Origin of the sequence: Micromonospora sp. NPDC005206 (genome assembly GCF_040608175.1) — a bacterium.
GTDB lineage: Bacteria > Actinomycetota > Actinomycetes > Mycobacteriales > Micromonosporaceae > Micromonospora.
On sequence record NZ_JBEXHU010000011.1, the window covers coordinates 230362 to 249848 of the forward strand.

The window sequence follows — 19487 nt, forward strand, 5'->3', positions numbered from 1 at the left end:
GGCGCCGCCCGGGAAAGGCGGCGCCCCGAGGTCCGTCACCACGCGGTCGCGCCGCCGTCGACCGGGTAGTTCGCGCCGGTGATGTACGAGGCCCGGTCGGACGCGAGGAAGACCACCAGCTCGGCGACCTCCTCGGGTTGGGCGAAGCGCTTGACGAGCGTCTTGCCGGTGATCGCGTCCCGGGCCGCCTGGTTGTCGCCGAGGTCGCGTTCGCTGGCCGGGCTCACGATGGGCCCGGGACTGATCGCCACCGCCCGGATCCCGTGGGGCGCGCCCTCGAGCGCGAGTTGTCGGGTCATGCCGATGATGCCGGCGTTCGCCGCGGCGTGCCCGACCATCGGGGGGACATGGCCACCGATCATTCCGGCCATGGAAGCGGCGCTGATGATGACGCCGCCGCCGCGCCGGACCAGGTGCGGCCAGGCGAACTTCGACACGAAGAAGGGAATGTCGAGTTCGCCGGTGATCGTGTACCGCCAGTCCTCGACGGAGAAGTCGGGCATCGGGCCGAAGCGGAGCGCGGCCGCGTTGTTGTAAACCACGTCAAGCCCGCCGTACGCCGCCACCGCGTCCTCGACGAACTGGCGCACCTGTTCCGGGTCGGTGAGATCGACCGGTGCGATGCCCGTCATCTCCCCACCGGCTTTCCGGACGAGGTCGACCGTTTCGTTGTTGCCATCGATCTGGATGTCGGCCCCGACGACCCGTGCACCTTCCCGCGCGAAGGCCAGCGCCGCGACGCGGCCCAGACCTCCACCGGTGCCGGTGATGAGCACGACCTCGCCATCCAGCGTTCCCATGGGACTCCTCCTCGGTCCGTGGCCCAGGTCCTGACGGGCCCGGGTAATTGACGTGTCATGTCAGGCAACCGCTTGACCGATCAAGCACTTTCCACCGAACTCGGCCATCGTGACGCTGACGACAGACCATTGGGGATAAATTCGGAGAATCCGGGCAATAGTCCTGCGATCAGGAAGTCGGGTGAGACCCCGACCGGAGGGGGAATCTCCAGTCGGCGTAGGTCGGTCCCGTCGGTTCGAAACCGGTCGGACGACCCGGATTGGTCGCCGGGGGACGTACTCTTGTCGGACTGTCGATCTGGGGGTGTGGGTGCGAACTCGGGCAACCGTGGCGGGTGGCGTGGTCCTCGTCCTCGTCGCCGTGATCGCAATCTGGCTCGTCCTGCGGCAGGTCGGAGACGAGCTGCGACTGCCGCTGTCCTCGCGGACCTGCACGGTCCAGGCCGACGGTCGGGTCGCCCTGGACGCCGACCAGATGGCCAACGCGGCGACCATCGCGGCGATCGGCGCCCAGCGCGGGATGCCCGAGCGGGCCGTGGTGGTCGCGCTGGCCACGGCTTACCAGGAATCCGGGCTACGCAACCTCGCTGACGGCGACCGTGACTCGGTCGGCCTGTTCCAGCAGCGCCCGAGCCAGGGTTGGGGCAGCCCGAAGCAGATCCGCGACCCGCGCTACGCGGCGAACCGGTTCTACGCGGCGCTGAAGAAGGTGCGCGGCTGGGAGTCGATGCGGGTCACCGACGCCGCCCAGCGGGTGCAGCGCTCGGCGTTCCCCGAGGCGTACCAGAAGTGGGCCGACGACTCCGAGGTACTCAGCCGGGCGCTGCTGGGCGACGTCACCGGCGCGGTCGCCTGCTCGGTGGGGCGTACCCCGGTGATGCGCGGCGCGGCGGCGGCCGCCCAGTTGACCCGCAACCTGGTGCTGGACTGGGGGGTGTCGAGCACCGACCCGGACGACCAGACCGGGCTGGCGGTGACCGCGGGCGACCAGCGCGACGGCTGGCGGTACGCGCACTGGCTGGTCTCGCACGCACAGGACCACGGGGTGAAGCGGGTCCGCTTCGGCGGGCTGGAGTGGACGGCCCGGGACGGCACCTGGGGGCGGGTGAGTGGCGAGCAGGGCCCCGCCGGTCAGGTGGTGGCCGAGGTGTTCGCCGAGGCGTGACACCGCCCCGATTTCTTAACCGGCAGTCACCGCACAATCGGACAACGGCCCACAGAGGCTGCTATTGATCACGCAAATTTGACCATCCGTGACAGTCCCGCTGCGCGCGGTCCGACCGGTGTCCAACCGCTCCGCACGCCCTCCCCAATGCCGAGGTATGCGCGTTACGATCGGCGGCCTGTGCCAGAAATGGTTTCACCTCATGGGGAGGGGTACGACGCGGTGTTCGATTACGGCGACCGGACCGGCTACGAACCGATCAGCGACACTGACCGCAAGGAGTTCCACGAGCAGGGTTTCCTCCTGCTGCGCAACGTCCTGACCGAGGATCACCGGGCGGCGCTGGAGGCGGCGGTCGACCGCGTCTACGCGGAGGAACAGGCCAAGGGCAACACCAAGAAGGACGGCACGCTGCACCTGCTGGGCTTCCTGGAGCGCGACGAGCTCTTCGGTGAGCTGCTCACCCACCCGATCGCCTTCCCGTACATGTGGGGGCTGGCGGGCTGGAACATCTACACCCACCACAACCACCTGGACGTCACCCCGCCGGCGCTCCAGCCGGAGAAGCCGTACTGGGGCTGGCACCAGGACGGGTACCGCCAGAACTCCGACCCGGAGACGATGGACCCGAACCTGCCCCGGCCGATGTTCTCGCTCAAGGTCGCGTACGTGCTCTCCGACCTCTCCGAGACCGGTCGCGGCGCCACCAAGGTCATCCCGGGCAGCCACCTGTTGAACTCGCTGCCCCGGCCGAAGGACCTCAGCGTGCACAACCCGGACCCGGAGGGCACGGTGGAGATCACCGCCAACCCGGGTGACGCCTTCATCTTCGACCGCCGCCAGTGGCACTCGCGGTCGACGAACCTGTCGTCCATCACCCGCAAGATGCTCTTCGTCGGCTACACGTACCGGTGGATCCGCCCGCTGGACGAGCTGCACCCGGACCTGGACGGCGAGTGGTACCGCAACCGCACGCCGGTGCAGCGCCAGCTGATCGGCGAGGGCACTCACACCGCCAACTACTGGGGCATCAACTGGGACGGGTACGTCGACGACGAGATCCCGCTGCGCAAGGAGCTCAAGGAGCGCGGCCTGTTGGACCGCAGCGTCCCCTGGCTCCGCTGACCCGCTGACCGCGAGAGCCCCTGCCGTCTGGAGATGGCAGGGGCTCTTGCGCGTCCGCCGGGCGTTCGTCAGGCGCGGCCCACGAGCCGGCGGCGGACCTTCTCCCGGATCGGCTCCGGCAGGTCCTCGGCGTCGAGCAGCCGGGGCAGCAGCTCCGGCTCGAGGCTGGTCGCCCGGAACACCTCGCCGATGGTCACCCCGTGCGCGGGCCGGTCCACCACCTCGACCGGGTCGCCCGGGCCCACCTCCCCCTCGCGCAGCACCCGCAGGTAGGCCCCGGGCAGCGCCCGGACGGTGAACCGCTTGATCAGGTCCGGTACGCCCCAAAAGCCGGCGAAGGTGGTGCACGGCGTTCGAGGCTTGGTCACCTCAAGCAGGGCGGACCCGATCTGCCACTGCTCACCGATCACCGCGCCGGTCACGTCGACCGCATACGTGGTGAGGTTCTCGCCGAAGCCGCCGGGCCCGATGTCCCGGCCCAGTTCGGTCGCCCACCAGGCGCCGTCCTCCTCCGCGTAGGCGTAGACCGCCTGATCCTCGCCGCCGTGGTGGGCTCGCTCGCCGATGAAGTCGCCGACCACCCCGTCGACCCGGATCAGCACCGGCGCGTCCACCGGCCGCTTGTCGATGCCGCTGCGACCGCTCGCGTCGCCGGCCCACTCGGCCTCGGTGACCACACCGAGGTTCACCGCTGCCACCCTGCCCGTCATGGCGGTCAGCCTAGCGGGACCCGACGGGGTGGCGCGTCGCCAAGATCGCCGACAGCCGTGGGCGGCCGTCAGCCCTTGACGGCGCCGGCGACCAGGCCGGAGACCATCCGCCGCTGCACCAGCAGGAAGAAGATGATGACCGGCAGGGTGAACAGGGTGGAGGCGGCCATCACCGGGCCCCAGTTGGTGTCGTCCCGGCCGAAGAAAAAGGTCATCGCCACCGGCAGCGTGTACCGATTCTGGTCGTTGATGAACGTCAACGCGAAGATCAGCTCGTTCCACGCGGTGATGAAGGAGAAGATGCTGGTGGCCACCAGGCCGGGTGCGACCAGCGGGAACAGGATCCGCCGGAAGATCTGGGCCCGGCTGGCTCCGTCGATCGCGGCCGCCTCCTCCAGTTCCTTGGGCACCGCCGCGACGAAGCCGCGCAGCATCCAGACCGCGAACGGCAGCGAGAAACCGAGGTACGTGAGGATCAGGCTGGGCAGGGTGTTGTAGAGCCCGAGCCGCTGGATCATCAGGAACAGCGGGATGACCAGCGCCTCCAGCGGGATCATCTGCACCACCAGCAGCATGATCAGGAAGCTGGTCCGCAGCCGGAACCGGAACCGGGCCACCGCGGTCGCGGCGAGCAGCGCGACGAGGCCGCTGAGCACCACCGTCGAGACTGCGACCAGGGCGCTGTTGAGGAAGAAGTCGGCGAAGCTCACGCCGGGGATCAGGTTGCCGGTCAGGATCTCCCGGTAGTGCGCCAGCGTCGGGTGGGTCGGCACCGGCTGCGGGGTGGACGAGAAGATCTCCTTGCTCGGCTTCAGCGAGGTGGAGATCATCCAGTAGACGGGGAACGCCGCGAAGAGCGCGACCAGCAGCCCGGCGCCGTTGAGGGCGAACTTCTTCACGACTCGTCCTCCTGCCTGAGCACCATCCGTACGTAGAAGCCGGTGACCAGGAGCAGGATCAGCGTGAGGATCACCGCGATGGCCGCACCGAGGCCGTACTTCGGCGGTGGCGAGAACGCCTCCGCGTAGGAGTAGATGGAGAGCATGAACGTCGGCCGGTCCTGTGTGCCTCCGGCCAGTACGAACTGCTGGGTGAAGACCTTGAAGTCCCAGATGGTGGAGAGCACGATCAGGATCCCGAAGACCGGGCGCAGCAGCGGGAACGTGATCTTCCAGAACGCCCGCCAGGGGCCGGCGCCGTCCACCCGGGCGGCCTCGTGCAGCTCGCTCGGCACGCTCTTCAGGCCGGCGAGCACGCTCACCGCGATGAAGGGGAACGAGTGCCAGACCACCACCAGGGTGAGGATGGCGAAGAAGAGCAGCGGCGAGTTGAACCAGCCGTAGCCGGTCCAGTCACTGTGGCCGAAAAGGGCGTTGGACAGGCCGTCCGGCAGCGCGTTGAACAGCCAGGTGACCAGACCGCTGGTGTCGTCGAAGATCCACTTCCAGACGATCGTCCCGGTCAGTGCCGGGGTCGCCCAGGCGAGCATCACGCAGCTGGCCACGAAGGTGGCCATCTTGCGGCCGAGCCGGTTGAGCAGCAGCCCGACCAGGGTGCCGAGGACCATCGTGAGCAGCACGTTGGCCGCGGCGAACAGGACCGTGTTGCGCAGCACGGTCAGGAAGAACGGATCGGTGAGGATGTCGGCGTAGTTGCCCAACCCCACCCACGGCCACTCCCGGTCGCCGCGTAACTGCCGGACGCTGTTCAACCGGTAGAAGGACATCACCACGACCTGGCCGAGCGGCCAGAGCAGCAGCACCCCAATGATCGCCAGTGCGGGCAGCAGCAGCAGGTACGGCAGGCGGTCGACTCGGCGACGCCGCCGCGCGGGGTTCTCCCGCGCGGCTGCCGTCTCCGGCACCTCGGTCAGCGTGGTCACTTGGCGTTGAGAATGCTTTCCATCTCAGCGGCCGCGTCGGCGGTGGCCTTCTCGACCGTCTTCTGACCCTTCATGACCGAGCTGTTCATCGCCTGGGTCACCGTCTTGGTTCGGCTGACCTCCACCCACTTCGGGGTGAGCGGCGTGAGCTTGGTGTTCTGCATGGTGGTGGCGAACGCCGCCATCACCTTGTCGTTGGTGTACGTGTCGCTGGCGACCAGGTCCTTGTAGACCGGGAAGAAGCCGAGGCTGCTCGCGAAGCTCTGCGAGTTCTTCTTGTTCAGCAGCACGGTCAGGTAGTCCCAGGCCAGGTCCTGACGCTCGCTGTCCTTCCAGATCGCCACGTCCGAGCCGCCGGCGAAACCGGGCGCGGCCTTGCCGTCCGGGCCGGGGATCGGGAACGTACCCCAGACCTTCTCGATCTCGGGGTTGTCCTTCTTGATGGCGCCCTGCTGCCAGCTGCCGGCGAAGGCCATCGCGGCCTTTCCGGTGGCGAACTGGGTACGCGCGTCGATCTCGTTCCAGCCCGCGGCGGCCGGCGGGGCCACCTTGTGGACGGTCACCATGTCGGTCCAGAACTTGACGGCCCGCTGCGCCTCCGGCGTGGTGTAGCCGGACTTCCAGGCGCCGCCCTGGTTGCTGGCGATCTCGCCGCCGGCGCCCCAGAGGAAGGAATAGAAGGGCAGCTCGGAGTTGCCCGGCAGGGCGATGCCGTAGGTGCCCTTCTTCTTCGCCTGCACGGCCTTGGCCACGCTGATCAGCTCGTCCCAGGTCTTCGGCGGCTGCACGCCCGCCTCGGCGAACCAGTCGGTGCGGTAGTAGATGGCCCGTACGCCGGCATACCACGGCACGCCGTACTGCTTGCCGTCGAGCTGCGCGTTGCGTACCAGGTCAGGCAGCAGGTCCTTGCCGTCGGCCCAGCCGCCCATCCGGCCGCTCACGTCGGCGAGCGCCTCCTGGGCCGCCCAGCCCTGGGTCTCGGTGTTACCCAGCTCGGTGATGTCCGGTCCCTCACCGCCGGCGAGCGCGGCCTGGAACTTCTTGGGCGCCTCGAGCCAGGGGATGTACTGCACCACCACGTCGGTGTCGGGGTGCTTCTGCCGGAACTCGGTCTCCACCCCGTCGAGGAAGGTGTTCTGCGCGTCCCCGCCCTCGCCCATCATCCAGACCGTGAGCTTGCTGTCGTCTGCCGCGTCGTCGCCGGAGCCCCCGCCGCAGCCGGTCAGCACCATCGCGGCCGAGGCCACCACGGCGGTGACCGGGGCCAGCCGTTTCCACCTGTTCACGCCACTTCTCCCCTCGCGCCGCCTGGAACTAACCTTCTCCGCCGCACCTTAGTACGAAGGATTCCTTTACAACAGTGGGCGTGCCGGCGGAAGCGTGGCGACCGTACCGCAGGGGGCCGGCGAAAGGCGCTGTGGCATCGGGCCGAAGTCGGGCACTCCCACACGAAAGAGCGCCCGGCCGAGGGCCGGGCGCTCTTTCCAGTGGTGCGGTGGTGCCAGGTGATGCCGGGTTGTTATCGGGTGATGCTGCGGCGGCGACCCACGCCGGCCACCAGCGCAACCGCGATGGCCGCCACGACGACCTGCACCAGCAGCTCGCCCCAGTCGATGCCGCTGGTCTCGGTCGCGATGCCGATCGCCCGCGCCAGCACGGTGCCCAGCAGGGCCGCGCCGACACCGATCAGCATGTGCAGCCAGATCGGCATGTTCTGCCGGCCCGGAACGACCAGGCGGCCCAGCGCGCCGACGATGAGACCAACAACAAGCGCAGTGATGATGCCCCACACGGTGAGCTCCACGGTCGCCCTCCTTCAAAGAATGTCTGACACACGCGGTGTGTGCTTCCTGTCGTGACCGCTAAGTTCCCGACCCGCCGAAAATCCAAACCGACTTCCCGCACCAGACGATCACGACTGGGCGTACACGGACAGGTTCCACCGCCCCCTGCCTCTTGCGGCCGAGGGCGACGGGCGCGGGACGGGCGACAGACGGCGGGCCATGCCGGACGGCCGACGGGCCACGGCGGGCAGCGGGCGGTGTGCGCGGGGCTGGCCGCGGGCGGCTGCGAGCGGCGACGGGCGCGCTGGGGGCAGGTGCACGGGCTGCGGGCGAGCGCCGACGGCGGCGAACGGCCGCCGCTGGCGTGATCGACACGAGTTCACGGATATCGGGGTGTCCCGGCAGCAGGGACACCGCGAGATCCCTGATGTCGAGTGGATCAAAGGCGGGCTGGCGCCAGGACGAGACCGTCGGGCATGAACGCGAAGGGCACCCGACCAGTCGGTCGGGCGCCCTTCGGATGTGTCGCGGTGGTGCGGGTGTTATCGGGTGACGCTGCGGCGGCGACCCACGCCGGCCACCAGCGCAACCGCGATCGCGGCCACGACGACCTGCACCAGCAGCTCGCCCCAGTCGATCCCGTTGGTCTCGGTCGCGATGCCGATCGCCCGCGCCAGCACGGTGCCCAGCAGGGCCGCGCCGACACCGATCAGCATGTGCAGCCACATCGGCATGTTCTGCCGGCCCGGAACGACCAGGCGGCCCAGCGCGCCGACGATGAGACCAACAACAAGCGCAGTGATAATGCCCCACACGGTGAGCTCCACGGTCGCCCTCCTTCAAAGAATGTCTGACACACGATGTGTGCTTCCTGTCGTGACCGCTAAGTTCCCGACCCACCGAAAATCCAAACCGACTCACCATCGACACCAACGGTGGGCGTCAATGCGCCACGGCTGCGTCGGTTGACACAGGGCGCGTCCACACAGGTCACCCGCCCTGTCGTGGGGGCCACCCGCCACCGGCGAGGCCCGAAAAAATCTCCGCCCCGGCCGGGTCGGCCCGTTGCCACGACCCGCCAGCCGGCGAGAAACGGCGGTGCCGCCGGCCGGGGTACGGCGACGGCCGGCACCCCGTCGGGCGATCGGTCGTCGCGACCGGCCCGGCCGGGGCACCGGCCGTGTTCGTCAGTCAGCGCCGGCGCACCGGCGCCGGTGTCACTTCTTGCCGGCGGCCTTGCCGTCGCCGGAGTCGGAGGAGAGGGCGGCGATGAAGGCCTCCTGCGGCACCTCGACCCGGCCGACCATCTTCATCCGCTTCTTGCCTTCCTTCTGCTTCTCCAGCAGCTTGCGCTTACGGCTGATGTCACCGCCGTAGCACTTGGCGAGCACGTCCTTGCGGATCGCCCGGATGGTCTCCCGGGCGATGACCCGGCTGCCGATGGCCGCCTGGATCGGCACCTCGAACTGCTGGCGCGGGATCAGCGTGCGCAGCTTGGCGGCGATGGTGACGCCGTAGTTGTACGCCTTGTCCTTGTGCACGATGGCGCTGAACGCGTCAACCGGCTCGCCGTGCAGCAGGATGTCCACCTTCACCAGGTCGGACGCCTGCTCGTCGGAGGGCTCGTAGTCCAGCGAGGCGTAGCCCTTGGTCCGGCTCTTCAACTGGTCGAAGAAGTCGTAGATGATCTCTGCGAGGGGCAGCGTGTAGCGCAGCTCCACCCGGTCGGCGGAGAGGTAGTCCATGCCGAGCAGGCTGCCCCGCCGACCCTGGCAGAGCTCCATCACCGCGCCCACGTAGTCATTGGGTGTCAGCACGGTGGCCCGGACCACCGGCTCGTACACCTCGGCGATCTTGCCGGTGGGGTACTCACTGGGGTTGGTGACGACGATCTCCTCGCCGTCATCCGTGATCGCCCGGTAGACGACGTTCGGCGCGGTGGAGATCAGGTCAAGGTTGTACTCGCGCTCCAGCCGCTCCCGGATGATCTCCAGGTGGAGGAGGCCGAGGAAGCCGCAGCGGAAGCCGAAGCCGAGCGCGCCGGAGGTCTCCGGCTCGTAGTCCAGCGCGGCGTCGTTGAGCTTGAGCTTGTCCAGTGCCTCGCGCAGGTTCGGGTAGTCGGACCCGTCGATCGGGTAGAGGCCGGAGTAGACCATCGGCTTCGGGTCCTTGTAGCCACCCAACGCCTCGGCCGCCGGCCGACTGTTGATGGTGACCGTGTCACCGACCCGGGACTGTCGGACGTCCTTCACGCCGGTGATGAGGTAGCCCACCTCGCCGACGCCGAGCGCCTCGGCCTTCACCATCTCCGGCGAGATGACACCGATCTCCAGCAGCTCGTGCACCGCCCCGGTGGACATCATCTTGATCCGGTCCCGGGCGCTGATCCGGCCGTCGATGACCCGGACGTAGGTGACGACGCCGCGGTAGACGTCGTACACCGAGTCGAAGATCATCGCCCGGGCGGGCGCCTCGGCGTCGCCGACCGGCGGGATGAACTGCCGGACGATCTCGTCGAGCAGGTGCGGCACGCCCTCGCCGGTCTTGCCGGAGACCCGGATGCAGTCGGCGGGGTCGCCGCCGATCAGGTGGGCCAGTTCCTCGGCGTACTTCTCCGGCTGGGCGGCCGGCAGGTCGATCTTGTTGAGCACCGGGATGATGCGCAGGTCGTTCTCGAGCGCCAGGTAGAGGTTCGCCAGGGTCTGCGCCTCGATGCCCTGCGCGGCGTCGACCAGCAGCACGGCCCCTTCGCAGGCTGCCAGCGACCGGGACACCTCGTAGGTGAAGTCGACGTGTCCTGGGGTGTCGATCATGTTGAGCACCGCGTGCTCACCGATCCGCTCACCCTCGCGGATGGTCCACGGCATCCGGACGGCCTGGCTCTTGATGGTGATGCCGCGCTCGCGCTCGATGTCCATCCGGTCCAGGTACTGGGCGCGCATCTGCCGGGGGTCGACCACGCCGGTGAGCTGCAGCATCCGGTCGGCCAGGGTCGACTTCCCGTGGTCGATGTGGGCGATGATGCCGAAGTTCCGGATGCGACCGGGGTCGGTGGCACCAGGAGCATTCGCGCCGGGATCGAGCTTCGGTGGCACAGCGGTCCGTTCTGGTCGGCTGACGTGAACAGGCCGGCGCGCCGCCGACCCCCTCTATGTTCCCACGCCGCCGGGGTGCCCCCGCTGCGCGGGCGATGGATCGGCCTGCGAAGCGCCCGCGCCCGTCACTCCACCGGCGGCTCCACGAAGAGCGCGGCCAGCCGGGGCAGCCGACGGCGGGCCTCCTCCTCGTCGTCGAAGTCCCAGAAGTCGTTGAGGTCCGGCGCGCGCACCGGCTCCCGGGCCGCCGGCAGTTCCGACGCGGTGGCCTTGCGGTACGCGTCCCAGGGCACCGCCAGCATCTGCTCGGCGGAGAACTCCTCCCCGCTGAGCGAGGCGGCCCGCACCTGGGGCAGCTCGGCCAGCGAGTCCGGGTCGGCGACCGCGCGGGCGAAGACCGCCCGACCCTGGGTCATCAGCCAGCCCCGGAAGTGCTCGAAGCCGTCCGCCGACGCGCCGCCGTTGATCAGGTACGCCGCCCCCCACAGATCCGCCTTGTGCGACGCGGCCAGCACCCGCGTCTGGTGCCGGGCGTACCCGACGATGTCCTCCGGGTCACGCTGGGCGAGCAGCGCCACAGCGCGCGCGGCCACCGGGCCGGGCTCTCCCCCTCCGCCGGCCCGGGCCTCGTCGATCAGCTGCCAGAAGTCCTCGGTCCTCATGGCTTGGCAGTCTGGCAGTGTCGCCGCGCGCTGTGCACGTACCCCGGGGCAGCATGGTGGGGTGTCCCCGACGCCGCTGCCTCCGGTGCCGTACCACGCGAGCGCGCTGCGCCCGTCGTGGCCGGCGCTGCCGGCGGCGCTGCGGGCCGCGATCGCCGACCGGCTCGGCGCGCCGGTGGTCACCGCCCGGGTGGCCGGCGCGGGCTTCACCCGGGGCTTCGCCGCCGTGCTCGGCACCGCCGACGGCGGCCGGGCCTTCGTCAAGGCCGCGTCCGCCGTCGAGCAACCGCGCCTGGTCGACTCGTACGCCCGGGAGGCCGCGATCCTCGACCGGCTGCCGGCCGGCCTGCCGGCGCCTCGCCCCCGGTGGACCCTGTACGAGGCCGGCTGGTTCGTGCTCTGCACCGACGCCGTCGACGGCCACACCCCGCGGCTACCCTGGGCGCCCGCCGAGCTGGACGCCACGCTCGCCGGGTACGCCGAGGTCGCCGCCGCGCTGGCCGACCCTCCGACCGGGCTGACCGCGCTCGACCTGCCGCACCTGGCCGACCTGGCCCGGTCGGACATCCTCTGGTGGGAGGAGGTCGCCGCCGGCCGGGAGCCACCTCCGGCGCTGCCCGAGCCCGTGCGGGGTCGGCTGCCCGAGCTGGTGGCGCTGGAGTCCCGCCTCCCCCGGTACGCCACCGGGGCGACCGGCCTGACCCACGGTGACCTGCGGGTGGACAACGTGCTCATCGACGCGGACGGCCGGGCCTGGTTCTGCGACTGGACCTGGGTCTGTCACGGGCCGGCCTGGTTCGACCTGGCCGGCCTGCTGCTCACCGCGTACGCCAGCGGCCTAGACGCGGACCGGCTCTTCGCCGCGCACCCGGTGACCGCGGGCGCGCCCCCGGACGCGCTGGACGCCACCCTGGCCGCGCTGGCCGGCTACTTCCTCACCGGCGCCGCCGCGGCCCCGGTGACGGCCTCGCCGCACCTGCCCGCGCACCAGCGGTGGAGTGGCGAGCAGGCGCTCGACTGGCTCGCCCACCGCCAGGGCTGGCGATGACCGGCGGGGGCGTAACCTGGGCCCCGACGGGCCGGATCAGCGGCGCGTTCGGCCGCGCGAGCACGGAGCCGTTTTGGCTCGTCCCGGGCGACCTGGTAACCTGGCTCTTCGCGCAGCGATGACGCATGTTCGTCATCTCGCGCACCTAAACTGACCAACCCGAGCTATCAAGACGAGGCTGTCGCGTGGCGAACATCAAGTCCCAGATCAAGCGCAACCGGCAGAACGAGAAGGCCCGGCTGCGCAACAAGTCGGTCAAGTCGTCGCTGAAGACCGCCGTCCGGAAGTTCAACGAGGCTGCTGAGGCCGGTGACGTCGAGAAGGCCGCCGCGCTGATGCAGGAGGCCTCGCGCAAGCTGGACAAGGCTGTCAGCAAGGGCGTGATCCACTCCAACCAGGCCGCGAACCGCAAGTCCGCGATCGCCAAGCGCGTGGTGTCGCTCTCCGCCTGACGACTCGCCGTCAGACTGATTCGGAAAGCCCCGGGCCCCGGCCCGGGGCTTCCGTGTGTCCACCCGCGGGCACGTTCTCCGCCCCTACCCCCGGTCAGTCTGACGGGTCGGTGCGGCGGTTGGGTGGCACCTGATCGGCGTTGATCACCACGCCGGGAACGGTGTGCGAGATCCACTCCACCCGGGCCCGGCCGACCACCGGCTCCATCTGCCGGCGGAAGCGGTCCCGTTCCTGCTCGGGCACGAGCGCGGCGGAACGCACCACGATCGCGGCCACCATGTCGTTGAGCTTCACCATCACCGCCACCACGGCGGGCAGCACCAGCACGGCCCACCAGGTGACCAGCTCGGCGAGGGCGAGCAGCACGGCCAGCGCGACCGTGCCCTCGAAGAAGAGGAAGCAGAGCACCCCGCCGGGGTTGACGAACCGCAGGCCGAGGAGCCGGGCGTAGAGCGGCCGATAACGCTCCTCATCGGCGGGGATGGTGGCCCACGCCGTACGGTTCGGCCCCGTCACCGGATGCTGCCCTGCCGGGCCGCCGCGACCGAGAAGACAGCACGTTCCAGGGCGTACGCCCGGTCGTCCGAGCCGCCCTTGACGGCCGCGTTGCACTCGGCGGCGACCTGCATGGCCCGGACCAGCCCCTCGGGCGTCCAGCCGCGCCCCTGCCGCTGCGCCCGCTCGATCTTCCAGGCCGGCATGCCGAGGGTGCTGGCGAGCTGGTACGCGTTGCCCCGCCCGGCCGACGCCACCCGGGCCACCGTGCGGACCCCGTCGGCCAGGGCGTCGGCGATGGGCACCGGGTCGACCCCGACGTGCAGGGCCCAACGCAGCGCCTCCAGCGCGGCCGGCACGTCCCCGACCATGGTGGCGTCCGCCACCGTGAAGCCGCTCACCTCGACCCGGCCCCGGTAGTAGCGGGCGACCGTGTCGGCGCCGATCCGACCGTCGGTGTCGGCGACCAGTTGGGAGCAGGCGGCGGCCAGCTCGCGCAGGTCGTTGCCGACCGCCGCGATCAGCGCCTCGGCGGCGTCGTCGGTGCACCTGCCGCCGGCCCGCCGGATCTCGTCGCGGACGAAGGTCACCCGGTCGCGGTGCCCCTTCTGCCCCTTGGGCAGCTTGGCCGCCGGGATCACGGTCGCGCCCGCAGCCCGCAGCCCGTCCGCGAACGCCTTGCCCTTGGCCCCGCCCAGGTGCAGCACGAGCAGCTGGACCTCCGGGTCGGGGTTTTTCGCATACGCCAGCAGCGCCGCGACCAGGTCCTTGCGGGCGTCCTGCCCGGCGTGCAGCACGAGCAGCCGCCGCCCGCCGAACAGCGACGGGCTGAGCATCTCGGCGATCTCGCCGACGGTGAGCGCACTGGCCTGGTACTCGCGGACGTCCACCTCAGGGTCGACGCTGCGTACCTTCGCGACAGCTTCGGTCACCGCTCGCGTGGCGAGCAACTCCTCATCACCGAGGACGAGCAGAATGGGGGCGAGGCTGGCGGGGGTCACGCCGCCCATATTCGCACGGCCCACGGCGGGATCGTGCCTGGTCATTCGCCGCTCAGTCGGCACAGCCCGCAGTCAGTGCAAATCCCGACATTCACCCTGATCCCCCTCGAAATTCGTATACCCCCAGCATTTACCGCGTTGGTCGCGCAATTTCCACCGGAAGTCACGCCAGCATCCTTCCCCGCCCGGTTCAGGGTCGTCGACCCGGCGGCACGCCTCGGCGCACCACCGCCAGGCCCGCCCCCGTCCCGATCGCCGCCAGATCGCCGTCGGTGTCGGTCCGCAGCACCCGGGCACCGCCCCTGCTCAGCCGGGCGAGCAACCCCGGATTCGGGTGCCCGTAGGTGTTGCCGGTGCCCACCGGCACCAGCGCGACGGCCGGCCGGACCGCGTCGAGGAAACCCAGGTCCTGGTATGCCGACGCATGAGCGCGGCGGGTACCGACAATGATCGGGCCCGGCAGGTGCGCCAACACCTGATCTCCGGGGGACAACGCCGGGCCCGACGCGCGCCGGGACGCTGCGGAGGCCGCCGCCTCCGGTGCGCCCCTGGACGCGGCCACGGTCACCCGGTCGATCCGGGAGCGGCAGGAGCAGGCGCAGGCCGCACAGATCACGGCGGACGGCACCCGGGACGCGGTGGGCCAGGTCCGGCAGCAGGTAGCCGCCGGGATCGAGCAGCGCCGCACGGAGTGGCTGACCTACCTGCACGGCCAGGCCGCCGCCGGACTGGCGCGGCCGGATCTGGTGGTGGCGGAGCTGGTGGTGGCGGAGCTGGAAGCGGCAGTGGCCGACCTGGCCGAGATCGACCGGGTGCGGCAGGTGGTGGAGTCTCCGAGCGGCGGCCGCCTGTTCGGCACCGGGACGACCATCACCGGCAACGCCGTGGAAGCGGCCAGGGAGACCCGGGAGCGCGCGGCGGTGGCGCTGGCGGGCCTGGAGCGCCACGCCGCCAAGGTGGCGCGAGAGAAGGCGTCTCAGCCGGTCTGAGCGGTCACAGACGGACGGCCCGCACCCCCGGATTGGTCTCCTCCGGGTGCGGGCCGTTCTTTCGTGCTGTCTGCGCTCAGTACCGGGCAGGCCGGTTGCCGGCCAGGCGGTGCGCTCTCACCCGGTCCCGGGCCCACCGCAGCGCCGGGCACGCGTCCGTCCGTCCGGCGCACCGTTCGCAGTAGCCCACGATCCAGTGCCGCCGGATGATCCGCTTGGCCAGCATGGGCACCCATTCCGATCGGGGTAGCTCCCGCTCCAGCATGGCCCCACCTCCCATAGTCGGTGCAGGTCCGGGCACCGAGCCCCGCTCAAGTGCCCGGACCGCCCCTATAGGGGACCGAACGAGCGACCCCCTGTCAAGTGTGCAAGGGGGTGGGTGGCGACGGGTGAGCAGCGCGGACGGGTGGCCGCAAGGGGGGTTGCGACTCCGTAAGGGGGTCCGGCCGGGATCCTCGGGGCATGGCCCGGAGGTTGTACGGCTCGGCGGAGCTACAGGAACGCCTAGGCGTGTCGCGCGTCCGGGTCGTCCAGCTCACCAGCCGCCCCGACTTCCCCGAGCCCGTTGACCGCCTGGCCGGTGGCTCCGTCTGGTGGGCCGAAGACGTGGAGCGCTGGATCGCCGAGCACCAGCCGTGGAAGGCGCGCGGCGCGGACGAGCCGCCGCCGCCGGAGAGCTGACCGGTTTCCCCGTCGCGCACTGACGGATGCCATTGCGCGACGGGGAAACTCAGCGCCAGATAATCTCGATCCCGTCCGTGCTGGACCCCGGTCCGCGCCGGCCCCGGTCCACCCGGATCTCCATGAGCAGGCGGACAACGGTCCGGCGCGCGTCCGGGCTGAGTGCGTCCCACGCCTTCTCCACGTCCGCCGCGCTCACCAGTTCCCCGAGCACGGATGCGCGGTCCGGCGGTGGGGCGGCGGCAGCCTCCAGCGCGGCCAGCTCGGGGCGGAGCTGGCCCGTGATCGTGGCGAGCTGGCGGGCCGTGATGACCCCGGCCGCGAAGCTGGCCGCAGCGTCGTCGAGCCGCTGCCGTACCTGCTCCGCCGCCTGAGCGGCCCGTTCCCGCTCTCCCCCGTCATCGTCCGAGGTGAGCAGGGCGGCGGCATCCGGTCGGCTCAGGCGCGCGATCACCACCGCCTCCACGTACTCCTCCAGCCGGTCCCGTCGCCGGCTCACCGTCATCAGATTGAAGCCAGCGAGGCGGTGGTGCAGGTTCGCCTCCCGCCGAGCGGAGGGAAGGTGGAACAGGACCGGCCACGCCCAGGTGCTCATCGCGTAGGGGCGTTCGTACTTGGCGATCTTCTCGGTAAGGACGTCCAGGCATTCGCCGCTGGTGCCGTACTCGAGGAAGAACGGCACCGCCCGTCCGCGCTCGGTCCACATCCCGGCGCCGTCCGGGCGGGGCAGTCCGGTGGGTCCGTGGACCATCATCTGCGGGTTGCCGCCTTTGCGGTAGAGGACGCCGGGTTCGTGGTAGGCGGCTGCCAGCGGATCAACTTGCCGCCCGGGTAAGTGCGGGCGTGGGCGGCGAGGTCGATGAAGACCTGGTTGCCGGCGAGCAGGTGCGGGAGGTCCGGTCGGCGGGTGAGGGACTGTTTGCGGCGGCGAGCTTGGTCCCGGCGTGGTCGGCCGAGTCCGCGTTGGACGCGGACGTGGTCGTAGCCGAGCTGGTCCAGGACGTAGTGGTAGGGGTAGGAGCCTCCGTCGGCTTTGTTGGGCCGGAACCGGTCCACCGCCCGCAGCAGCGTGAGGCGGCGCAGGCGGCGTTGGGTGGAGTCCAGGGACGGGAACAGGGCGGCGGCGATCTGGTCGGTGGTGAACACGCCGTGGTCGTAGAGCCAGCCGAGGAGCCGGTCGTCGCGGGCGGTGATGCTGGCCTGAGGCCGCAGCAGCGGATCCGAGGTCTGTGTGGGTTTACGCATGGGCAGCCCCAGGGGGGAGACCCCAGAGCTGAGGGTCTGTCTGGAGCCGATCAGAGTCGTTGTGAGGGGGGTTGACCTGGGCTGCGAGCGAGGACGGAGGGTCAGGTTGGGGGTCAGGATCAAGGCGGACGGTCGAACGGGGATCGGCGCTGACTCCTACACTGCCGCGCACACCGGGCCCGGCGTGACGACACGGTGAGAGTGTGTGTGAGGCGGGCCGGTGACGGAAGCGGCGACGCGGCTGAGATTCGTCATGTGGGGTGATCACTGTTGTTGCTCCAAGGTCAGATGTGTGGGTGTGCGGCGGGTGCACCGGCCGCTGTCGCGGGCGGGAGCGCGTGGACAGGTCCGGTCAGGTTCTGTCAGCTCGCGGGCCTGCTGACAGGCGCGCAAGCTGGTCTGACAGCGGCGGCTCGCTCTGACAGAAGCCGCAGGTTGGGGTTCTGTCACGCGGCCTCCCCCGGTGACAGGTTCGGTGCGGGTGAGGTGGTCTCGGCGCGCAGGACGCGTACGAGCGCCGAGGCGGTGGCGTTGGACAACTGGTGTCCGTCCGCGCGTAGCTGTCGGGCGAGGGCCTTGCGGGACATCGGCGTTCCCTCGACGGTGAGGGTGCGGGCGGCGGTCCGGGCGGCCGGGACCAGCGCGGTGACCTCCGGACCGCCGTCATCGGCCGACGGCTGGCCGTCCGGGCGGTCCGGGACCACCTCAGATCGGTCCGCGGCGGCGGGGACCGCGGTCGTGCGGTCCCGGACGGCGGCAGTAATGGTGGCGAGCGGCTGGCGGTTGTCCGGGACCGACGCGTCGACGGTCAGTGGCGGTCCGGGCTCCGTCCGCACGGGCCGGACGGTCGACGGGGGTGGGGCGGGGTCGGCACGGCCGAGGGCGATCTTCACCATCGCCAGAAACCGAGCGCTGGCAGGGCGGCGGCGATCCAGCCGATCAGCGACGCCTCGGCCTCGACGACTTGCGCCGCCAGCGACAGCAGCACCGCCGCGACCAGCATCGTGGCGGGGATCGCGACGTTCTTGCGCAGGCACCGGTTGCGGCGCAACTTCAGGCCAGCGGCGATCGAGGTCAACTCCAACACGATCGCGTCGGCCCAGGCCAGCCAGCCCGGCTGACCGTGCGCCGCGGCGACGGCATGTACGTGTGTGAAGGACGCCACGCCGGCCGTGGCCCGGCGCTCCCTGTACTTCATGCCCGAGGGTGCACAGGGGGTGGAGGTCCCTGCGGTTCACCACTCCGGACGCCACCGACGACCGACTGCACGAGGTTCGTACCGGGACGTCGCCGGCCGGTCAGCCGGACCCCGGTGAGGGTCGGCGGATGACCGTACTCACCCTCAAACACCTCAGCGCGGGGCACCGTCGGGCTCACCCCCGAGGAGGTGGACGCGCATCGACGTGAAGGCCGACGGCGGCGTCGAGCGGGCCGCTCGGAACACCCGGTGATCAAGCCCTCGTGGCGCTGCCGGACCTGCCGGATCGCCTGGCCCTGCTCGGCCGCGAAGCTGCGTCTCCTCGGCGAGTACCGTCATGACCGCCCGGCGCTGCTGATTCACCTGGCGTCCCTTCAGGAGGAAGCCGCGGGTGACCTCACGGCGCTGAACCCGAGCAACCCGCCGACGAACCTCACTGACCGCTTCGTCGACTGACTCGCGTCCGCTGAATCCACTGTTAGCAGAGTTGTCACGCCAGCTGGCGGTCAGCGGTGGCGGCGCGTCCGCTCGCCGAGCGCGCCCGCCGTCACGACAAACCGCTCTCAGTCGAGCGACCGATTGTATTCGTGGAAACCGACGGCCTTTCCGTCCCGAACCAAGATGTGAATGCAATGCCGGGCCGCGTAGGGCTCGTTGAAAGCGACACCCCGAGCCCAGTCCTCGATGACGACGCGATCCTCGGCGACGGTCTTGTGAATGACCTCGACCCTGTCGAATCGGCTGGTGCCGGGGGTGAAGGCACTGAAGAATGCGACCAGTTTCTCCCGCCCTTCGGGCCCGGTGAAGTGGCCGGTCTGCGGCGCCGGCAGAATCAGGTCCACCTCCGCGCCGAAAAGGTCGAAGAAGCTCTTCCACGACCCGGTCTGGAACCCCTGGATCAGGGCGTCATACGCCTGGTCGCCGATCACCCGGACGTCGTCGTTCATCATCTGTTCCTTCCGAGTAAATTCCGCACTGGGACATTCTGCTCGACGAGTGCCTGCCCACGGACGCCGTTGGCTACGGCAAGGCGACTGCTACCTGGTGGTCGGCGGGCGGGATCACCCGCTCGCCCGGGTCCCGGGGATACCCGCCGTGCGCTCGGAGAAGGTCTGGGCGTCGGCGGGCAGCTGGGCTACGTCGGTATGGGCCAT

24 protein-coding genes and 1 pseudogene are annotated in these 19487 nt (G+C 70.5%); 7 read left to right on the forward strand and 18 right to left on the reverse strand.

Annotated elements, in window-relative coordinates:
* Positions 1-35 precede the first annotated feature (35 nt).
* Complete coding sequence (locus ABZU69_RS18770) at positions 36-800, reverse strand: SDR family NAD(P)-dependent oxidoreductase (RefSeq protein WP_354965589.1); 765 nt, start codon at positions 798-800, stop codon at positions 36-38.
* Between the two features lie 304 nt (positions 801-1104).
* Here ABZU69_RS18770 and ABZU69_RS18775 point away from each other — a divergent pair, with 304 nt between their 5' ends.
* A complete protein-coding gene (locus ABZU69_RS18775) occupies positions 1105-1965 on the forward strand; it encodes a hypothetical protein (RefSeq protein ID WP_354965590.1) in 861 nt (286 codons plus the stop codon).
* Positions 1966-2187: 222 nt separating this feature from the next.
* Positions 2188-3090: a phytanoyl-CoA dioxygenase family protein gene (locus tag ABZU69_RS18780; RefSeq protein ID WP_354965591.1), complete on the forward strand. Its 903-nt coding sequence runs from the start codon at positions 2188-2190 to the stop codon at positions 3088-3090.
* Between the two features lie 68 nt (positions 3091-3158).
* On the opposite strand, the gene ABZU69_RS18785 is transcribed toward ABZU69_RS18780, so the two are convergent.
* The 8 genes from ABZU69_RS18785 to ABZU69_RS18820 form a co-directional block, all read right to left on the reverse strand.
* Positions 3159-3800, reverse strand: coding sequence for an MOSC domain-containing protein (locus ABZU69_RS18785; protein ID WP_354965592.1), 642 nt, complete (start codon positions 3798-3800; stop codon positions 3159-3161).
* Positions 3801-3868: 68 nt separating this feature from the next.
* Entirely contained in the window at positions 3869-4699 is an 831-nt protein-coding gene (locus ABZU69_RS18790; RefSeq protein ID WP_354965593.1) for a carbohydrate ABC transporter permease, read from the reverse strand.
* A complete protein-coding gene (locus ABZU69_RS18795; protein ID WP_354965594.1) occupies positions 4696-5682 on the reverse strand; it encodes a sugar ABC transporter permease in 987 nt (328 codons plus the stop codon). The genes ABZU69_RS18790 and ABZU69_RS18795 overlap by 4 nt, the downstream gene beginning before the upstream one ends.
* On the reverse strand, positions 5679-6968 hold the full coding sequence (locus ABZU69_RS18800) for a sugar ABC transporter substrate-binding protein (protein WP_354965595.1): 1290 nt from the start codon (positions 6966-6968) through the stop codon (positions 5679-5681). Before ABZU69_RS18800 ends, ABZU69_RS18795 begins: the two co-directional genes overlap by 4 nt.
* 233 nt (positions 6969-7201) lie before the next feature.
* Entirely contained in the window at positions 7202-7486 is a 285-nt protein-coding gene (locus ABZU69_RS18805) for a GlsB/YeaQ/YmgE family stress response membrane protein (RefSeq protein WP_354965596.1), read from the reverse strand.
* A 522-nt stretch (positions 7487-8008) separates the two neighbouring features.
* Positions 8009-8293 (reverse strand): GlsB/YeaQ/YmgE family stress response membrane protein, encoded by a 285-nt coding sequence (locus ABZU69_RS18810; protein ID WP_074313648.1) that lies wholly within the window; start codon positions 8291-8293, stop codon positions 8009-8011.
* Between the two features lie 390 nt (positions 8294-8683).
* Positions 8684-10561 carry a translation elongation factor 4 gene (lepA, locus tag ABZU69_RS18815; RefSeq protein WP_354965597.1) on the reverse strand — a complete coding sequence of 626 codons (1878 nt, stop codon included), beginning with the start codon at positions 10559-10561 and terminating at the stop codon, positions 8684-8686.
* A gap of 125 nt (positions 10562-10686) precedes the next feature.
* Positions 10687-11223, reverse strand: a complete 537-nt coding sequence (locus ABZU69_RS18820; protein ID WP_354965598.1) for a DUF4240 domain-containing protein — start codon at positions 11221-11223, stop codon at positions 10687-10689.
* A gap of 61 nt (positions 11224-11284) precedes the next feature.
* On the opposite strand from ABZU69_RS18820, the gene ABZU69_RS18825 reads away from it, so the two are divergent.
* Both ABZU69_RS18825 and rpsT read left to right on the forward strand, forming a co-directional pair.
* Positions 11285-12271, forward strand: coding sequence for a phosphotransferase (locus ABZU69_RS18825; RefSeq protein WP_354965599.1), 987 nt, complete (start codon positions 11285-11287; stop codon positions 12269-12271).
* A gap of 185 nt (positions 12272-12456) precedes the next feature.
* Positions 12457-12723 carry a 30S ribosomal protein S20 gene (gene rpsT, locus ABZU69_RS18830; RefSeq protein WP_210912321.1) on the forward strand — a complete coding sequence of 89 codons (267 nt, stop codon included), beginning with the start codon at positions 12457-12459 and terminating at the stop codon, positions 12721-12723.
* Between the two features lie 94 nt (positions 12724-12817).
* Here rpsT and ABZU69_RS18835 read toward each other — a convergent pair whose 3' ends face one another.
* The 3 genes and pseudogenes from ABZU69_RS18835 to ABZU69_RS18845 all read right to left on the reverse strand — a co-directional run.
* Positions 12818-13240 carry a hypothetical protein gene (locus tag ABZU69_RS18835; RefSeq protein ID WP_354965600.1) on the reverse strand — a complete coding sequence of 141 codons (423 nt, stop codon included), beginning with the start codon at positions 13238-13240 and terminating at the stop codon, positions 12818-12820.
* Positions 13237-14229 carry a DNA polymerase III subunit delta gene (holA, locus tag ABZU69_RS18840; RefSeq protein WP_354965661.1) on the reverse strand — a complete coding sequence of 331 codons (993 nt, stop codon included), beginning with the start codon at positions 14227-14229 and terminating at the stop codon, positions 13237-13239. Before holA ends, ABZU69_RS18835 begins: the two co-directional genes overlap by 4 nt.
* Positions 14230-14410: 181 nt before the next feature.
* Positions 14411-14647: pseudogene (locus ABZU69_RS18845) on the reverse strand (hypothetical protein); the annotation flags it as partial.
* 211 nt (positions 14648-14858) lie between these two features.
* Here ABZU69_RS18845 and ABZU69_RS18850 point away from each other — a divergent pair.
* The gene (locus ABZU69_RS18850) at positions 14859-15209 is read left to right on the forward strand and encodes a hypothetical protein (protein WP_354965601.1); all 351 of its coding nucleotides are present in this window, start codon (positions 14859-14861) and stop codon (positions 15207-15209) included.
* Between the two features lie 76 nt (positions 15210-15285).
* On the opposite strand, the gene ABZU69_RS18855 is transcribed toward ABZU69_RS18850, so the two are convergent.
* The gene (locus tag ABZU69_RS18855; RefSeq protein WP_354965602.1) at positions 15286-15474 is read right to left on the reverse strand and encodes a hypothetical protein; all 189 of its coding nucleotides are present in this window, start codon (positions 15472-15474) and stop codon (positions 15286-15288) included.
* A gap of 197 nt (positions 15475-15671) precedes the next feature.
* Between ABZU69_RS18855 and ABZU69_RS18860 the strand changes: the two genes are divergently transcribed.
* Complete coding sequence (locus ABZU69_RS18860; RefSeq protein ID WP_354965603.1) at positions 15672-15890, forward strand: DNA-binding protein; 219 nt, start codon at positions 15672-15674, stop codon at positions 15888-15890.
* Positions 15891-15939: 49 nt separating this feature from the next.
* Here ABZU69_RS18860 and ABZU69_RS18865 read toward each other — a convergent pair whose 3' ends face one another.
* The 4 genes from ABZU69_RS18865 to ABZU69_RS18880 form a co-directional block, all read right to left on the reverse strand.
* Positions 15940-16644, reverse strand: a complete 705-nt coding sequence (locus tag ABZU69_RS18865; RefSeq protein ID WP_354965604.1) for a replication-relaxation family protein — start codon at positions 16642-16644, stop codon at positions 15940-15942.
* Positions 16641-17135 carry a replication-relaxation family protein gene (locus ABZU69_RS18870; protein ID WP_354965605.1) on the reverse strand — a complete coding sequence of 165 codons (495 nt, stop codon included), beginning with the start codon at positions 17133-17135 and terminating at the stop codon, positions 16641-16643. The genes ABZU69_RS18865 and ABZU69_RS18870 overlap by 4 nt, the downstream gene beginning before the upstream one ends.
* A gap of 446 nt (positions 17136-17581) precedes the next feature.
* Complete coding sequence (locus ABZU69_RS18875; RefSeq protein WP_354965606.1) at positions 17582-17971, reverse strand: hypothetical protein; 390 nt, start codon at positions 17969-17971, stop codon at positions 17582-17584.
* 53 nt (positions 17972-18024) lie between these two features.
* Positions 18025-18333 (reverse strand): DUF2637 domain-containing protein, encoded by a 309-nt coding sequence (locus ABZU69_RS18880; RefSeq protein ID WP_244298611.1) that lies wholly within the window; start codon positions 18331-18333, stop codon positions 18025-18027.
* 249 nt (positions 18334-18582) lie between these two features.
* On the opposite strand from ABZU69_RS18880, the gene ABZU69_RS18885 reads away from it, so the two are divergent.
* Positions 18583-18789, forward strand: coding sequence for a flavin reductase (locus tag ABZU69_RS18885; RefSeq protein ID WP_354965607.1), 207 nt, complete (start codon positions 18583-18585; stop codon positions 18787-18789).
* A 107-nt stretch (positions 18790-18896) separates the two neighbouring features.
* On the opposite strand, the gene ABZU69_RS18890 is transcribed toward ABZU69_RS18885, so the two are convergent.
* A complete protein-coding gene (locus ABZU69_RS18890) occupies positions 18897-19280 on the reverse strand; it encodes a hypothetical protein (RefSeq protein ID WP_354965608.1) in 384 nt (127 codons plus the stop codon).
* Between the last annotated feature and the right edge of the window lie 207 nt (positions 19281-19487).

Coding starts and splice junctions, on each gene's coding strand:
- ABZU69_RS18785 (WP_354965592.1), bottom strand. CDS start 3,800: ATGACGGGCAGGGTGGCAGCGGTGAACCTCGGTGTGGTCACCGAGGCC.
- ABZU69_RS18820 (WP_354965598.1), bottom strand. CDS start 11,223: ATGAGGACCGAGGACTTCTGGCAGCTGATCGACGAGGCCCGGGCCGGC.
- ABZU69_RS18865 (WP_354965604.1), bottom strand. CDS start 16,644: ATGATGGTCCACGGACCCACCGGACTGCCCCGCCCGGACGGCGCCGGG.
- ABZU69_RS18770 (WP_354965589.1), bottom strand. CDS start 800: ATGGGAACGCTGGATGGCGAGGTCGTGCTCATCACCGGCACCGGTGGA.
- ABZU69_RS18890 (WP_354965608.1), bottom strand. CDS start 19,280: ATGAACGACGACGTCCGGGTGATCGGCGACCAGGCGTATGACGCCCTG.
- ABZU69_RS18870 (WP_354965605.1), bottom strand. CDS start 17,135: ATGCGTAAACCCACACAGACCTCGGATCCGCTGCTGCGGCCTCAGGCC.
- holA (WP_354965661.1), bottom strand. CDS start 14,229: ATGGGCGGCGTGACCCCCGCCAGCCTCGCCCCCATTCTGCTCGTCCTC.
- ABZU69_RS18860 (WP_354965603.1), top strand. CDS start 15,672: ATGGCCCGGAGGTTGTACGGCTCGGCGGAGCTACAGGAACGCCTAGGC.
- ABZU69_RS18880 (WP_244298611.1), bottom strand. CDS start 18,333: ATGAAGTACAGGGAGCGCCGGGCCACGGCCGGCGTGGCGTCCTTCACA.
- ABZU69_RS18855 (WP_354965602.1), bottom strand. CDS start 15,474: ATGCTGGAGCGGGAGCTACCCCGATCGGAATGGGTGCCCATGCTGGCC.